The sequence below is a fragment of the Echinicola sp. 20G genome, from assembly GCF_015533855.1.
In the GTDB taxonomy this organism is placed as follows: domain Bacteria; phylum Bacteroidota; class Bacteroidia; order Cytophagales; family Cyclobacteriaceae; genus Echinicola.
Genome location: NZ_AP024154.1, coordinates 3,339,695 through 3,356,545, shown reverse-complemented (window position 1 = coordinate 3,356,545; position 16,851 = coordinate 3,339,695). Strand labels below are relative to the sequence as shown.

The 16,851-nt window shown below is 39.9% G+C and carries 13 protein-coding genes; 1 reads left to right on the top strand and 12 read right to left on the bottom strand.

Annotated features, from left to right (window positions below):
* Positions 1 to 34: 34 nt before the first annotated feature.
* From JL001_RS13745 to JL001_RS13720, 6 genes are all read right to left on the bottom strand, one after another.
* Positions 35 to 1,519 (bottom strand): Gfo/Idh/MocA family oxidoreductase, encoded by a 1,485-nt coding sequence (locus JL001_RS13745; RefSeq protein WP_200976885.1) that lies wholly within the window; start codon positions 1,517 to 1,519, stop codon positions 35 to 37.
* 188 nt (positions 1,520 to 1,707) lie between these two features.
* Positions 1,708 to 1,992 carry a GNAT family N-acetyltransferase gene (locus tag JL001_RS13740; RefSeq protein ID WP_200976883.1) on the bottom strand — a complete coding sequence of 95 codons (285 nt, stop codon included), beginning with the start codon at positions 1,990 to 1,992 and terminating at the stop codon, positions 1,708 to 1,710.
* A gap of 138 nt (positions 1,993 to 2,130) precedes the next feature.
* Positions 2,131 to 2,856 (bottom strand): 6-phosphogluconolactonase, encoded by a 726-nt coding sequence (pgl, locus tag JL001_RS13735; RefSeq protein ID WP_200976881.1) that lies wholly within the window; start codon positions 2,854 to 2,856, stop codon positions 2,131 to 2,133.
* Between the two features lie 7 nt (positions 2,857 to 2,863).
* Positions 2,864 to 4,369: a glucose-6-phosphate dehydrogenase gene (gene zwf / locus JL001_RS13730; RefSeq protein ID WP_200976874.1), complete on the bottom strand. Its 1,506-nt coding sequence runs from the start codon at positions 4,367 to 4,369 to the stop codon at positions 2,864 to 2,866.
* A gap of 30 nt (positions 4,370 to 4,399) precedes the next feature.
* Positions 4,400 to 5,800: an NADP-dependent phosphogluconate dehydrogenase gene (gene gndA, locus JL001_RS13725; RefSeq protein ID WP_200980428.1), complete on the bottom strand. Its 1,401-nt coding sequence runs from the start codon at positions 5,798 to 5,800 to the stop codon at positions 4,400 to 4,402.
* Between the two features lie 36 nt (positions 5,801 to 5,836).
* The gene (locus JL001_RS13720) at positions 5,837 to 6,292 is read right to left on the bottom strand and encodes an RpiB/LacA/LacB family sugar-phosphate isomerase (RefSeq protein WP_200976871.1); all 456 of its coding nucleotides are present in this window, start codon (positions 6,290 to 6,292) and stop codon (positions 5,837 to 5,839) included.
* A gap of 328 nt (positions 6,293 to 6,620) precedes the next feature.
* Between JL001_RS13720 and JL001_RS13715 the strand changes: the two genes are divergently transcribed.
* Complete coding sequence (locus tag JL001_RS13715) at positions 6,621 to 7,283, top strand: hypothetical protein (RefSeq protein ID WP_200976869.1); 663 nt, start codon at positions 6,621 to 6,623, stop codon at positions 7,281 to 7,283.
* Positions 7,284 to 7,376: 93 nt separating this feature from the next.
* Here the strand turns inward: JL001_RS13715 and JL001_RS13710 are convergent, their stop codons facing one another.
* The 6 genes from JL001_RS13710 to JL001_RS13685 all read right to left on the bottom strand — a co-directional run bounded on the left by JL001_RS13710 (position 7,377) and on the right by JL001_RS13685 (position 16,724).
* Entirely contained in the window at positions 7,377 to 8,495 is a 1,119-nt protein-coding gene (locus tag JL001_RS13710; RefSeq protein WP_200976867.1) for a permease, read from the bottom strand.
* A gap of 16 nt (positions 8,496 to 8,511) precedes the next feature.
* Positions 8,512 to 9,693 carry a histidinol-phosphate transaminase gene (locus JL001_RS13705; protein WP_200976865.1) on the bottom strand — a complete coding sequence of 394 codons (1,182 nt, stop codon included), beginning with the start codon at positions 9,691 to 9,693 and terminating at the stop codon, positions 8,512 to 8,514.
* Positions 9,694 to 10,056: 363 nt separating this feature from the next.
* Positions 10,057 to 10,500 (bottom strand): hypothetical protein, encoded by a 444-nt coding sequence (locus JL001_RS13700; RefSeq protein ID WP_236252814.1) that lies wholly within the window; start codon positions 10,498 to 10,500, stop codon positions 10,057 to 10,059.
* A gap of 41 nt (positions 10,501 to 10,541) precedes the next feature.
* Positions 10,542 to 12,008, bottom strand: coding sequence for a SusD/RagB family nutrient-binding outer membrane lipoprotein (locus JL001_RS13695; RefSeq protein ID WP_200976863.1), 1,467 nt, complete (start codon positions 12,006 to 12,008; stop codon positions 10,542 to 10,544).
* Positions 12,009 to 12,038: 30 nt separating this feature from the next.
* On the bottom strand, positions 12,039 to 15,497 hold the full coding sequence (locus JL001_RS13690) for a SusC/RagA family TonB-linked outer membrane protein (protein ID WP_200976861.1): 3,459 nt from the start codon (positions 15,495 to 15,497) through the stop codon (positions 12,039 to 12,041).
* A gap of 264 nt (positions 15,498 to 15,761) precedes the next feature.
* The gene (locus tag JL001_RS13685; RefSeq protein WP_200976855.1) at positions 15,762 to 16,724 is read right to left on the bottom strand and encodes a FecR family protein; all 963 of its coding nucleotides are present in this window, start codon (positions 16,722 to 16,724) and stop codon (positions 15,762 to 15,764) included.
* Positions 16,725 to 16,851 lie beyond the last annotated feature (127 nt).

Genomic DNA, 16,851 nt, shown 5'->3' with positions numbered 1-16,851 from the left:
AAGGCCTGATTTTTCAGGCCTTTCAAAGTAGTTATTAAACTTTATAATATTCTTCCCAACCTTTTCTAGGTGGCTCTCCAACGAGCAAGTCATTGGCCAGCGAATTATTGGTGATCACTTTTTTGTCCCTGTCAAATTTCAGTTTGGTATTTAACCTTTGTGCCAAAGTACCCAAAGTAAATACCTGACTCAATGGTCCTGCAATCTCAAAAGGAGACCTGGTTTTCTCTTCTCCCTTGCATGCCAAAAGGAAATTGGCAAAATGGTTTGAAGTACTTTCGGGTACATCAGGAAGTTTACCTTCCATTTCTTTGGCTTTTTCAGATGGGATGATGGAAAGTGTACTACCATGAGACCCACCCTTAAACGTCAAATCCTTTCCATAAATAATCTTTCCAGGATTAAGCTTAGATGGTTGAATCTTACCATTACTTGCTGCAGGAATATCCGCATCCAACTCTGAAGTACCATAACCTGCCGGCACCTCAGGAACATTATCGAGACCATCATACCATGTTACAGTAAGTTTCGGCATTTTCCCTCTTTTAGGAAACTTAAATGCCAAAGTGGTGGCTTGGGGATAAAATAAAGGATTGTGGCCTTCGATTTTTACAGGGTCAACCTCATATGGCAACCCTAAGTCTAAGAATTGGTGGAAGCTATCCATTATATGCGCTCCCCAGTCTCCCAAAGCGCCCATACCAAAGTCATACCAACACCTCCACTGACCATTGATAAAGTCTTTATTATAGTTATGTTCTTGAGCAGTTGTTAACCAAGTATCCCAATCCAATGTTTCTGGAATAGCCTCAGCAGGTGGAAAACTTGTCATAGAAGTATCCCAACCGTGCCATCTTCTTCGACCGTTCATATGGCATGTAATCTTTTTTACATCCTTGATGATTCCAGCATCTACCCACGCTTTGAATTGGAAATAATTGGCTTCAGAATGTCCTTGATTTCCCATTTGGGTCACTACTTTGTACTTATCTGCAGCCTTCATCAATAGCTCAATTTCATTGAAGGTCCTTGCCAAAGGTTTTTCCACATACACTCCTTTTCCAGCTGCCATAGCTTCCATGGTAATAGGAAAGTGTGAAAAATCAGGTGTACCTACAGTTACAGCATCAAATTCATTTCCTGCCTTATCGAAAAGCTCTCTGAAGTCCTGAAAATGTTTTGCCTTTGGAAATTTATCAATTGTTTTCACCGTATGGGGCGCTCCCATATCTACATCACACAAGGCGACAATATTGGCAAGGCCAGTATTATCAATAGCATCAATAACTTGCCCTCCTCGATTACCAATTCCGATACAAGCTAAATTTACCCGATCACTAGGAACCACAGATGCTTTGCGAATCAATTCTCCTGTTTTGCTACGGATTTCTGGTTTTGCAAATAGCACATGGCTAGGAACAATTGTTACTGCTCCAAACGCTAGTGCACTTTTTTTCAAAAAATCCCTTCTCTCTTTCTTAGCCGATCCCTCTTGTGTTTTTTGGTTTTTCTTCTTCATAGTGGTTTTTATAGTTATTTATAGGTCTATGCAAAAAGTCCCCTTCTATCTCAAGGCCCTTTTTAATAGTAAAAATAAAAGTAAGCATTCTTTTCAAAAATCAAATGCCATTTCTCTCGAATGGGCCAAATAACCTATAAACGGGATTCCTTAAATTCAAGCCAAACTATCGAAGCTGATTTCACCCACTATACATAAAGCACATCCTTAATAATATCTTCCTTGCTGAACACAGATTTAGCAAAAGGGCATAATGGGATTACCTTTATTTTGGCTTCCCTTGCATAGTCCACCAAGTTCATTAGCATCAGCTTTCCAACTCCCATTCCTTTAAAATCAGGGTTCACCTCTGTATGGTCTATGATAAGCTTTTCCTTTCCAGCAAAAGTATAAGTCATTCTGCCCGCCTCCTCGCCATCTTCATCAGCCATAAAAAAACCTCCTTTATTTTCTTTGATATTCCGAACAATCATATCCTTAAAATTTTGGTTGCAACACTATGGGGTAAAAATTTAAAATAAACCTAATTTCCACTTATAAAAATTAACAATAAAAAAGGAGGCTTCCGCCCCCTTCTCTCAAAATTTATAATTAAATAACATTGTAACAAGTTATTTTACCTTAAGCTTACTAGCAGCAGCTTCATCAGCCAACCACAACAATTCGCCTTCTTTTGGTTGAATTAACTGGGAAGGGTACAAGTTAGCATTGCTTTCCCCCTCTAACACTTCATAAAGTGCATTCGCTTTATTTTCCCCAAAAACAAAGAACACTATTTTCTTGGCTTTGTTGATCAAGGGAGCTGTCAAGGTAATCCTGTATATATCCTTTGACTCCAAGAAATACCCTTTTACCCAATTTTCTTTTTCTTCCAGAACCTCTGTGCCTGGAAACAAGGAAGCTGTGTGACCGTCATCACCCATTCCTAGAAGGATCAGATCAAACACTCCTTCCTCACCCAATTCTTTTTTAAGGTATTGAGCATATTCAGCTGCCCGTGCCTCAGGAGTGATGCCTGCAGCCCACATAGGGTAAATATTTTCATCAGGCACTGGCACATGGTTCAGCAATGTCTGATAGGCCATTCCTGCATTACTTTGTTCATCCTCCAACGGCACCCATCGCTCATCTCCCCAAAAAACATATACCTTGCTCCAGTCAACCTGATCTTTGTACTTTGGTTCGGCCAACAACCCGTACAGTTTTACAGGAGAACTCCCTCCTGTTAAGGCTACCGTGAATTTGCCTTTTTCCAGAATAGCACTCTTAGCTGATTCCACAAAAAGGTCAGCTGCTACTTTTCCCAGTTCGGCAGGGTCTTTATGAATATTAATCATCTTTCTTTTAATCTTTTTGAAGGTTCAAGGCCCATACATGGCCGTCTTTAGCTATCAGTGCTTCAGCATTTTCCGGCCCCCAAGCACCTGCGGCATAATTTGGAAAGTCCAATGAAGGCCTTTTTTCCCAAACTTCCAGAATTGAACTGATTACATCCCAAGCCTCTTCTACCTGATCAGACCTCATAAACAAAGTTGGGTCACCACGCATTGCGTCCAACAATAAGGTCTCATATGCCTCGGGCGTCTGCGTGCTACACGCATCATAATCATATATCATGTCCGCTTGGTTCAAGTTCATCTCCAAGCCATGGCGCTTCACTGTAAACCTCAACCTAATATCCATTTGTGGTTGAATATTGATTGTTAACCTATTGGGCATAACGCTATCTGCCTGCTCTCTTGAGAAAGTAGAGTGTGGCACAGGTCTAAACTGAATCGTAATGGAAGAAGTCTTGACAGGCATGCGCTTTCCAGTGCGTAAATAAAATGGCACACCTTGCCATCTCCAGTTATCAAGATATAGCTTAATAGCCGCATAAGTCTCCGTACCAGACTCCTTCTCTACCCCTTTTTCTTCCCTGTACCCAGGAACTTTCTTTCCTTCAACCCAGCCAGGACCGTATTGACCCCTTACAGCAAATTTATGTACATCTTCGTGCTTGATCCTCCTTACAGCTCTAAGGACATCTGCTTTTCTATTTCTAATCTCTTCTGCATCAAATGAAATGGGGGCTTCCATGGCCACCATACAAAGAATCTGCAGCAAGTGATTTTGGATCATATCCCTTAATGCACCTGATCCCTCATAATAACCTCCGCGATCCTCTACCCCTACCTGCTCAGCCACAGTAATCTGCACATAATCAATATAATTACGATTCCAAAGAGGTTCGAAAAGGGCATTGGCAAAACGAAAAGCCAAGATATTCTGAACAGTTTCCTTACCCAAATAATGGTCAATTCTATATATCTGCTCTTCTTTAAATGTCCTTCTCAACATGTCATTGAGTTCAATGGCAGTGGCTTTATTGGTACCAAAAGGTTTTTCAATAATAATCCTGTCCAACACATCATCACTGGCCAAACCTGACTCGCTCAAGTTCATGGTCACCGTTTCGATAAATCGAGGTGCAACAGAAAGGTAAAAAAGCCTATTTGCCCTAACTCCCCATTCCTCATCTATTTTATCCATCTTTTCGGCCAACTCTTTATATGATTTGGCATCATTGATATTGGACTGAAAATAGCTGATCGAAGGGTTGAATTTCTCCCACTTCTCCTGTACGGGTTTTCCGTTTCTGGAGAATTCAGTTAGCCCATCGAAAAGTCTCTTCTTATAGGCATCGTTATCCAGTTCGGTTCTTCCCAAACCTATGATGGCAAATTTGCTAGGCATCCATCCATCCAGAAACAGGTTATAAAATGCTGGCACTAATTTACGTTTGGCCAAATCTCCTGTACCTCCGAAAATGACAATGATGGTCGGATCCGCCTTTTTGGTTGTTTTCATTGTGTTATTGTTTAAAATCTTCCTCGCCTTCTATTCCCATTGGGCGTGAAAAACTCCTTCTTTATCTATTCTTTCAAACTGGTGTGCACCAAAGAAATCCCTTTGGGCTTGGATGACATTGGTGGACAATGTCTCACTTCTATAAGCATCAAAATATCCCAAAGCAGCCATATAAGCAGGAGCTGGGATTCCTTTATCTACAGCTACCTTTACCACCTCCCTGATATCAGATTGTGTATTGACTAAACTCTCACCGATTTTCTCATCCAGCAGCAAGTTAGGCAATTCAGGGTTCTTGAGGTAAGCTTGACGAAAATCTTCCAAACATACAGCCCTGATGATACATCCACCTCTCCATATCTTGGCTACTTCCTCCAAATTCAACCCATATCCATACTCCTTTGAGGCCACAGTCAATTGTGCCATTCCTTGGGCATAGGTATTGATCATTGCAAAGTAGAAAGCGTTTTTCAAAACATCCGAACTTGTTTCTACAGTATCTTTTTCACCTTTCCAAATAAGGCTTTTGGATGCTTCAATCCTTTCCTCCTTGTACTTGGAAATATCACGCATCAATACGGCCACATCAATCACTGGAACAGGTGCCTGTAAATCCATGGCATTCTGGGAAGTCCATTTGCCAGTTCCTTTAGAACGGGCGCGATCAGAGATCAATGTCACCAGCTGTTTTCCCGTTTCCTCATCCTTTTTCGCTAAAAGCTTCGCTGTGATTTCTATCAAAAATGAATGAAGTTCACTGTTGTTCCATGCTTCAAAAGTCTCCTGGATCTGGCCATCACTATAACCTAATCCTCGCTTCATCAGATCATAGGTCTCCGCGATTAGCTGCATAATGCCGTATTCGATTCCATTATGAACCATCTTCACGTAGTTTCCGGCTGAACCTTTTCCCAAGTAAGTCACACATGGTTCTCCATCTACTTTTGCAGCGATCGCCTCAAAAACAGGCCTTAACCTTTCATAAGCTTGCGCATCACCTCCAGGCATCATACTTGGACCAAACCTTGCTCCTTTTTCTCCTCCAGAAATTCCCATTCCGAAAAAGTGAATATGTTTTTCAGCCAGTTCACTGAACCTTCTGTCAGTATCTGGGAAATAAGAATTACCTCCATCAACTACAATATCTCCACTATCCAAATGAGGCAACAATGATGCTATTGCCGCATCTACTGGCCTTCCTGCAGGAACCAAAAGCATAATCGCCTTTGGATTCTTTAAGGATTTCACAAAAGCTTCCGCTGAAGTAAAGCCTTTTACCTTATGTCCTTCCGCTGCTTCTTTTTCTAAACTATTGGCTTTTTCTTCATCTAAATCCAATCCAGCAACTGCAAATCCATGATCAGCCATGTTCAGCAGTAAATTTCTTCCCATCACCCCTAGGCCAACAATGCCAAAGTCATATTGTTCCATTATATCAAATTTCAATTTTTGGTCTTTTGTATGCCCTTATTTATTGAACTCTTTTTCCAAGGCAATTACTTTTCCTAATCTTCTCTGAAATCTCTCCAAAGGCTGGTAGTTTGCAGCTAAAAAAGTGGCCACCAACTCGCGCATGAGAGCTAAACCAATGACCCTTCCTCCCAAACAAAGTAAATTCATATCATCGTGTTCCACGCCTTGGTGAGCAGAATAAGGTTCTGTAACCAACGCCGCCCTTACTCCGGGAACTTTATTGGCTGCCACTGATACTCCCACTCCACTTCCACAAATGGCGATACCTCTTTGAATCTCTCCCTTCGAAATGGCTACCGCCAACGGCTTGATAATATCAGGGTAGTCATCTGCAGCATCAAAGTCATATGCCCCAAAATCCTTTACTGAATAGCCATTTTCTTTTAACCATTCCAATACTTCTTGTTTTTGCTCAAAGCCTGCATGATCTGCAGCAATACCTATTTCCATTTTTTAGGTTGTTTGGTTTGTGCTTATCAAAACATTCAAAAAGCACCTATTAATTCCTCTTTGGTTAAGAAAGCCCAAAAATAGGCTTTTTTGATTTAAACCAAGCCTAATACTGACTTCAATTCAATCAAATTACTTTAGTTTTAATTTCTATAGCCTATCAAGCCCATGGAGAATAATGGCAAAGCTAAAAAATACTAAAACAAAGTCCGAAACTTAATGAAGATTTGGTAAGTTTCTACATGAATTAAATACCCTATAGTTATTCTTTTATTAGTGACTTAAACAGATGGTATTAATTTCAGTAGTGCTAATTAAACCCTAAGACGTGAAGCATCCATTTTACCAAAAACCTATCAAGGAGCAGAAGAGATTTATCATATTAGCTGGAATGATCATTTTTTTGGTCTTTGGTCTGATAATAAGTCTAGCAATTCTTACTAAACTCTACTGGCTAAGTTTTATAGCTGCTTTTTGGCTAATTATCACAGCACCGTTTGTTGACACACCAACTGGTAAAAAGAGTGGAAAACTACATTATTATTCTCCTCTTTTTATTGCGGAAAAGCCGACGAATAACAAAGTGATATTTCATGGCGGAACTTTGTTTGACTATTATTTTGTACTTGATTTTTCTCAGAGTGGACTTAAAAGAACCCAATTTATAATTCACAATTACCTTGAAGGCATTCTGACATTTATTGAAAAGCACGAAAATGAATTTACTGAGGACATGGTCCTAGAAGGGACTAGCTATATTCTTAATACCATAACTGCTCAAAAGCTAGGATTCTCTCCGACTAGAACCGATGGAATTCAAACCATTATTTTACTATTGAACTACCCAACGTTAACAGTGTCTTATTCTATTTCTAAGGGCAGAATTAGCTTCCCTAAATTATTAAAAACCAAAACTTACCAAAGTACCTTTGGAAAACTAAAAAGTAAAAAAGAGATGATCATACTACTAAAGGATAAATTAAAATCATAACCTCTATCCATATTAAAAGAAAAAGCCCCGCAATCACGAAGCTTTTTCTACCACTATATTAAACATTCAACTATATAACTCTATTACCAAATATTACTCTGCTTCTTCCTCTGATAATTTATAGGCTATGTTTGACTTTCTGAAAAATTGAAAAACAACAGGAATCGCAGCGAGTACCATTAATATTATCCCACCCAAAAAGATATGGTATGGATTAACAAAGTAGCTTCCTGAGCTAAATACACCCAAAATCACCAATGTACTGAACGGAAGTGAAACAGCTAGAATGTTAAGCCCCAAACCTAAGTCAAACGTTTCTTTGTGAGGGACTTTGTCATCCAATTTTTCCATACCAGAAACAGCCGACATATGAGCAAATGGCCAGAAACTACATGCGCTTTGAGGAAAAACCACCGCCAACAGTATTGCAGCTTCACTCGGCATAGGCACAAACATCACCATCAAACCACTCAAAATAAAAGTAATCCCTGACCTAAAGGCCAACAAAGACACGATCATTTTCAGTTGATCCCATTTCAAGACTGCTGCAACACCGATGAATATAAGAATGAGTGGTGTCATTAAGTTTTTCATCTGTACAATAGCTTCACTCAAAAACAAAGGCATACTTTCAAGTGTAACTCCAAAGCTCAGCAAGATAATCGCCACTATCATCACCATATTTATCGGTTCATTGAGCATGGAAAGCAAAAGCCCTTTTACCTTCTGATTTCCGGAATGGGAAACAGAATGATTGGCTTTGTAGTACCAACTCATTGCCAGTAAATAGGTCAAAATCAACACAAACACTTTATTACCAATGTCCGCCAAAGCCCCCCATGCCAAGGCCTCATCCCCCAAGTACTCTACCAAAAAAGGGAAACATGAGAGCCCAGGAGCCAGAGAAGGCAAAAGCATCATCAGTGTGCGCATAGTAGATGTATCATTCTCTATCCCATATATGGGCAGCACATATTTACTTACTACCAACATCAACAAGTTAAACAGCAATGCCAACACAGGAAGAAACAATAGATCAGGCTGTATTTCAATTTTGAGAAGCGCCACAAAAATAATTGCAGGCAAAGCAATGTTAAGGATGAGAATCTTCAATCCTTTTTTGTGTTCCTCTTTATTCAATTTACTTTTTAGCAAAAAACCTATGCCAATAAGTAGCAAAAGAGAAAGGGTTTTTTGTATAGCTATACTCATAATAGGCCAAATATTTTTAGACTGTTACTTTCTTAAATGCCTCAAGGAATATCTCCATTTCTGGCATAGTTCCCATACTTACGCGACACCATGGTTTGTCTAAGAACTCATATGCTCGTACACCAACCCCTTCGGCAAACATGGATTTAAGAAATTTATCACCTTCCATTGCAATAGGAAAAATCATGAAGCTTGTGGATGATGGAATCACATCATATCCCATTCCTGTCAATTCTGAGTAGACATAATCCCTACATTCTTTGTTCATGCTTCTACATTCAGCAATAAACTTTTCCTCATTCATACTTACTATGGCTCCCTTTAGGGAAGTAACGGACAAACCCATGGTGCTTCTTACCATATCGGTAATGCTTTCTATTCTTTCAGGAAGCGCTACGATATAGCCTATTCTCAAACCGGCCATTCCATGGATTTTGCTAAAAGTTCTTGCCACAATAACATCGTGTCCTTCTGCCACTAGGCCTACCATCGTGTTCTCCTCAGGCTTATCCATGAACTCCAAGTAAGCTTCATCCACAAAAATCGGTGTCTTGGCAGACACTTTTTTACAGAAAGATTTGAGTTTTGCTGGATCAGTAACAGAACCAGTTGGATTGTTTGGGTTACAGACATAAACCAGTTTTGTTTCATCGTCTACTGATTTTGCCATGCCATCTAGATCGTGAGAAAAATCCTGAGTAAGAGGAACTGGCTTCCAAGTAGCTCCGATTCTTCTTGAAGTATTGATCAAAGACATGTACGAAGGATCAGCTGAAACTATATTTCCCCCTTCCAAAAATCTTACAATGGCGGTTTTCTCCAAAAGGTCTGTCGAACCTGGCCCCAACATAATGTGATCTTTAGTGACCCCTTCTTTCTCGGCAATCATATCAATCAGGGTAGCGGCATCCCCATGGGCATATCTGTTTCCTAAAGAAACGGCATCGGAAATCGTGGAAATAACTTTTTTGGAAGGACCGTAAGGATTTTCATTGGCTAAAAGCCGAGCCTTTAAGGCTGGAGCCTTCTCTTTATACATTGGATCATGCTCCCAAAGTAAACTTTGAGGATTAAAGGGAGACACATGAGAAGATATACGAGTTGTACTTGCCGATACTAATGAAGGAGCCAAACCTATGCCTCCAGCTGCCAATAAACTGGACTTGAGCCAAGCTCTTCTGTTGATTTTTGCTGTCATGGTTGAAATGGTTATAATTTAAATTGATGTATTCTAATAAATAATTCTACAGTAATGGGTTTACTGATTTGTTTGCACCGAAAAGAAACATCCAGCCCTCTAAACGATCATCAATTATTTTGGGCTTCTATATATATGTCAACCTTGCTCTCTCTCACCTCTATTCACAATTCATTTTTAAACCAGTTTTTAACAAAAAATATTAAAAACATAAAAAACAGGTTGAAAATTAAACTATGATTATCATAATTTACAAATTAAAATCTAAAACATCTATAAAAAAACCTAGACAGCTAAGCCACCTAGGTTTCGACCTATAGAATTACCCATTACTAATCACTAACATGATTGAAAATACAGCACCTAGTCAACACGTACTGTATGGTATTTCCGAAAACTCACATTCTTATGGGTTCCAGCAAATTCCAATCTTACCTGATCCCCAGAAGATGCTGCCGACAGGCCTAGTGCCTCCCAAGAAACACTAAGATCTATTTTCCCTTCTCCATCAGTCACTAAAGCCGATACTTCTTCTGTTTGGTTGATATAAACCAAAACTTGAAGATCTGAAACAGGAATACTGTCGATACCAACTGTATGGTCTAAAATTCCACTTTTATCAAGTTCCATAAATGTAGCCGTTACACCAACTGAAGCATCAGCTGGAAAGGAGCTTCCATCTAAAAGCACAAGCACAGGTGAAGCCACATTTGGAGTCGCCAAATCATCAACATCTTCACAACTCACTGCAACAAAGGCTAAAATCATCATCAGGATACCCCAAACTTTATCTAGTATATTTTTCATCTTTTTCATCTTTTTGAATAGCGTAAATAGAATCGGATATTTTAATTTTCAACCCACCAAAGTGGTACCCTCATATTATCTTCTCCACCAAGTATCCTCACTCCTTCATCCAAAGCTGACTTATTCAAAGAATATTCCGAGGTAGGATATTCTATTCTGGTAGGCAAAACACCTTCATTATAAAAAACTGAATTTGGGTTTGCAGGAGGAAAAACCGGATATCCCGTCCTTCTATATTCTGTCCAAGCTTCAATCCCTTGCCCAAAAAGTGCCAACCATTTTTGAGTCATTATAGCTTCTTTGTCCACCATGCCTACCCTTGACATATAATCACCTGGCATATCCAACCCATGCTGATCAAATGATGCAGCAATAGCCTCTTCCAGCAAAGCTGCCGGATCACCATCAATATCCCCATCATATGCTGCTTCTGCTTTTATAAAAAGCAACTCTGCATAGCTCATTAGAATACTTGGGGCTGTAGGATCAAGAAATTTTGTCCCAATGGTTGATGCGGTATAAGTACTGGCTGCAGCATCAGTGAGACCATTAGGCAAACCTGCATACGAACCATCAGCCAAGGGAAGTGCATAAACTGTAATCCTATCATCATCCAACTCCAACAATTTGTTAATCAAAGTTTCGCTAATATTCCAATCTGATCGAGTGGAGAAGACATCAAACATCTTGTTTCTACTGCCTATGACATCTACATGATGAAGTTGAGCGAAATCATCGTTATTTGTGAATACCGGGTACACACTTGGATTACCTAAAATTTCCGCCATTACTGCTTGGGATTCCATTGGCTTTTGCTCAGCTTGATGATTTGCCAATTTCAGTCTTAAGGAATTGGCAAACTTTTTCCACTTTAAAATATCTCCATCAAAAAGAATATCTCCATTGATAGCCGGTCCATTTACATCCAAAAGCGCATTGGCTGTACCCAGTTCCTCCAATAACCCTGCATAAATTTCCTCCATGGAATCGTATTTGGGGCTATTAATAGCTTCTTCCGCTGTTCCTTTTAATGCCTCTGAATAAGGAATCGGGCCAAACACATCTGTCATATATGAAAAAGTAAAGGCTTTCATCGTTATGGCAACTCCCTGATAGTTACTATTATGGAACTCACCATCTTCTGCCGAAAGCTTTAAAACACTTTCAAAATTAATCAAGGCATCATTATACAGTGCATCCCAAGTCCCAGATGAAATAGTCAAGGGAATTTCATAACTATCACCTTCAACATTGATATATATATTTCTGGCCAAGTGCTGCATCCAGCACATCGCTGCATCAATGTTCAACCGCTCAAACCTGGTACTATGTCCCCAATATCTATCTACCGAAACCTGAATGGCGTTGGGTAATAATAAGGCCGGCGAAATACTCACCGGATTATTAGGATCCGTATTCATCTCTTCAAAATCCCCTGTACAAGCTTCTAAAATCAAGCCTACTATGGAAATCATCAGAATGCTACATATTCTTTTTATACTTTTCATAATGCTTCGTTTTAAACTCCAGACTTAAGATCAAAAAGTAAGGCTTAGGTTAAAGCCAACACTTCGGGTAGAAGGTTGTTCCCCGTAAGAAAAGCCTTGGGCATTTCCTCCTTTCATATCCACCTGTGGGTCCATATGAGGATGGTTTTTGTACAAAATCGCCAAGTTCCTACCGACAGCAGAAATCTTTAGAGATTGTATAAAATTGTTGCCAAGGAAGTTTTTAGGGAAAGTATAACCCAAGGTCAACTCTCTCAATTTGACATAACTTCCATCAAAAATTCCAGCCTCATGATAGGTTCTTGGATTTTGAGCATTCCAAAATGTAGCTGCATTTACAATGACATCATTGGAGACATATACTGGAGATTCTTCCGTACCCACATTCATTACTCCTTCCCCAATCACACCTTCTTCCCTGCCAATTGCAGTTTCAGCATATTGCCCAGTTTTCCTGGCCAATCCTGTACCCACATCAAAAAGGTCACCGCCCATCCTAATATCAATCAGAGAGCCCAGTGACCAATTTTTATAACGGAAATTATTGGAGAATCCACCCATCCAATCTGGCTGAATATTGCCTAACGCAAACGTCCCTTCTTCCAACTGAGGCAAACCATCTTTATACACAACATCCCCTTCAGGAGACCTCAAATACCTTCTTCCATATAAAGTTCCATAGGGCTGTCCCACCCTTGCTTCAGAAGTCAAACTGTTCTGACTGGCCAGTGTATAATTTTCCAAACCTTCCGCAAGTTCTACCACTAGATTTCTGTTTCGGGAAAAGTTAAAGGACATGTCCCAATTGAAACCTAAATCAGATTGAATAGGAGTACCATATACCATCAGCTCCACCCCCTTGTTGGTTATTTCTCCAGCATTGAGAATTTGGCTCGCATAACCTGAAGACCTGGAAATGGATACCGCGAGAATCTGATTGGTAGTGGACTGGGAGTAATAAGTAAAATCCAAACCTATTCTACCCTCTAAGAACCTTAAGTCCAAGCCCAGTTCTTTTCCAGTTGTAATCTCAGGCTTCAAATTGATATTGGCGATTTCACTGGACTCTGCATATGTCGGGGTAGTTCCTGCCCACAATCCCTCAGCATTGTAAACCTGATTTAGCATATAAGGATCCGCATCACTTCCCACTTGTGCCCAACTGGCCCTTAGCTTTGCAAATGACAGCACATTGCTTTGAATGTCCAGCATATCTGTGATGACAGCACTTAAAGCCACAGAAGGATAAAAGAATGAGTTATTATCCACAGGCAAGGTGCTTGACCAATCATTTCTTCCTGTTACATCCAAGAACAAGTAATTGTTCAGACCAAATGTTGCTGATCCAAAAAGACTGTTCACTTCCTGTTCCCTTATGGTGCTTTCGGGCGTTACAGGACTTGCATAGTTCCCAAGATTATAAAGACCATCAATGGTCAATTCACTGACATTGACATAGTTTCTTTTGTAATAATTGGTACGGTTAATCCCTCCAGCTTGAACTTTCAAAGAAAAAGCATTACTGAATTCCTTGTCATAAGTGAAAATAAAATCACTATTGGTTTCTTGACTTCTAAGCACAGTTTCCGTATAAGAGCCTTTGGTGGTGACATAGTTCTTGGTCCTTTCGACTCCTGTAACATTGATCCGAGTATCTGTCCAAAAATCTGTACCTGTTCTCACCATTAAACTCAATTCTTCAGTGAACTGATAGTTTACGGCAATATTTCCGAGCAACCGGTCTTTGGTATTGGCATTGGTATAATACTCTTGTAAAAAGTATGGATTGGAGAAATACTCATGTTGCCAGTTGGCATAGGGGTAATCATCACCATCTCTAAAAGTCTGACGCTGGATATCATAATAATCCCTCCAATTCATCAGTTTGGTAAAATCGGTATGCCGATGAGACCAAATAAAGTCTGAACTACCAGAGTACCTTCTATTATCTGAGCCTGATTTGACATACTCAGCACTGATGGTTACATTAAACTTATCCGTAAAATTGTACCCTGTGTTTAGCTTAAAATTATTCCTATAATAATCATTGTTCCACATGATACTTTTCTGGTCTAGACGACCTATGGACAACCGAAAATTTCCTTGATCATTCCCACCTGAAACAGCCACATTGTTACTAATGGTCTTCCCTGTTTCCCAAAAATCCTCCCAGTTATCTGGCTGAGGGGTTAAGGCCGTCAGTCCCGGAGCAGAGTACCATAGTGGCACCATGCTACCATCCATAGGCTGTCCCCAACTTTCGTCCACCCCAGCGGTTCCCCTTATTCCATCAGCATCAAATCCATTCCTTCCATCTACATACCAAGTTCTGTATCCCGTTCCACCTCCGTATGTGTTTTGAAATTCTGGCTTCACCAAGGGGTTGTCAAAGGTCATGTTAGAATTAATGGCCACGCCAATTCCCTTCGTCCCTTTACCATCTTTGGTGGTCACCATAATGACTCCATTAGCAGCCCTTGATCCATATAGGGCAGCTGCTGTGGCACCTTTAAGTACATTAATCTCTTTAATATTATCTGGGTTGATTTCTGAAAGGCCGTTACCATAGGTTCTGGAAGATGTCTGTTCCAAAGGAACACCATCCACTACCACCAAGGGTTGGTTACCTCCTGCCACTGATGAAGATCCACGTATGACTACATGGGCACCACTTCCGGGCATAGAGTTACCATTAATCTGCACTCCAGCCACTCTTCCGGAAAGGCTGTTAACTATATTTGGGTTTTGGGCCTCTGTCAGCTCATCACCTTTTACACTCTGCACGGTATAACCAAGTGCCTTCTTATCCCTTTCCAAACCGAAGGCCGTTACCACAATTTCATTCAAGGCCATCGTACTGGAAGATAGAACGATAGTCAATTCAGTCTCGGCACCAACGGTCACCTCTTTGGTTTCAAAACCAATAAAAGAAACCACCAGGATTTTATCACTGGCCTTGCCTTCAACATCAAGGGTAAACTTACCATCAAGGTCAGTCACACTTCCTGTCATCGTTCCTTTTACAAGTACGCTCGCCCCCGGAACTGGAAGTCCTTCTTCGTCCACAACTACTCCAGTAACCTCTTCCCTTATCATTTTCTTCGTACTACCCAGTGTAGCTGAAATTGAGCTTTTTATGTGTTTCTCTTCGGCATCTTTCTTCATCACCACATAAAAACTTCCAACCCCTTGTTTAAAGCTCAAGTCGGTTCCGTTGAGTAAAGAGGTAAGATTCTCTTCAATAGTAAGTTCACGATTTGGAGTAAATTCCTTTGACCATTTTTGATCGACTAGATCCGATGGGTATGCTATAGAAACTTTGTAAATGGTTTCCAGCTTCCTTAGGACATCTGGTAGGGATGGTTCTCTAGTGATCGTAAAACGATCTGGAACCTGGGCAAATTCTGCAAGTAACTGGGCTTTGCCTTCTTCGCTGAGCATAAAGGCCACAAGCAGCACAGTTAAGCGCTTGGTAAAAGTGTTTAGCATAGGTATTTGGTTAAGTGGTTAAAATACGCTCGTATTTTGGGCCAATTGTTAACAGTAATCCATTGCTAATCAAGCCATACCAATCACACATACCCGTACGTAACCGAAATTATTAGGCAATACCTTCCCATGAAACTCTATCAGGCAGTTTCTTATGGGACACAAATAGTCTTTGAGTCCTATCCTATAAATCCTAATTAATCCGGCGTGAGAAAAATTCTCACTAATCAGACCTTGAACCAGTCTGTACTGAAGTGCACTTTTTTATTCTTCGGTTATTTCAATTTCAACATCAAATAGCTGTTCCAAATTTTCGATCAGCGCTTCAGGGTCTCTATGCAATGGTAAAGTTCCTGAGACTTTGTGATCTCTCCAATTTGAGGTATCCATACTTATTCTGATTCCATAAGTACCTTTTAGCTCTTCAATTATTTCAGGTAAAGTCGAATAATCTAAAATCAACTTACCATCTTTCCAGGAATAGTATTTTTCAATATTTGATGGCGCATCTATCTTTACCTCCTTGCTGTACAGATTGTAGCTGGCCACTTCTCCTGGCTTTATAAAATGTGATTTGCTTTTGTCATTGGCATCATTTGGAAGCATTACTTTCACACTACCTGCCTTCAAAGCCACCGCATTTTTTCCATCTCTGGCATTATAGTTAAATTCTGTTCCATAAACTTCAATTCCCATGCCCTGCCCTTCATTTATGGTAAATCTTTTATTCTCAATAGTATGAAATACTTCAAAAAAAGCTTCTCCATCCAAAACAACCTTTCTATCAAATTTCCCCAACCAAGTAGGCTGGTAACTTAAGGTTGAATTTCCGTTTAAAACTACCTCTGTACTATCTGGTAATTTCAAAATCAACAACTCTCCTAAGCCTGTCTGATAATTCACTTCCTTTAATGCTGGATAGTAAAACACATATGCTAGACCTAATATCAGTACCAAAGAAGCAGCCCAAGGAATGAATTTCATCCAATGACTTTGAAAATAACTACTGGAATCAATTCCCTTACTGTTTTCATTAAAAGCTTCCTCTCTGATCTTTTTCAATATGCTATTACGCAACTCCCTCTGATCATCCTCTCTCATTCGATCCGTAAAATCCTCTTCCTTCTCAAAACTCCCATACCATCGCTCCAACTTCTCCTTTTCTTCAGGGCTTATACTTCCGGACAAAAACTTATTTACTAAATAATCAAACTCCTCTTGGTTCATTTCAATTGCTTTTCTATTTATAAGTCAATCTTCCCACTCCTTACCTCCACTGTCATTCAAAAAAAAATCATTTATTTTAAATTATTATAGTCGATCCAAAAAAATAAGCAATCATATACACCACTCA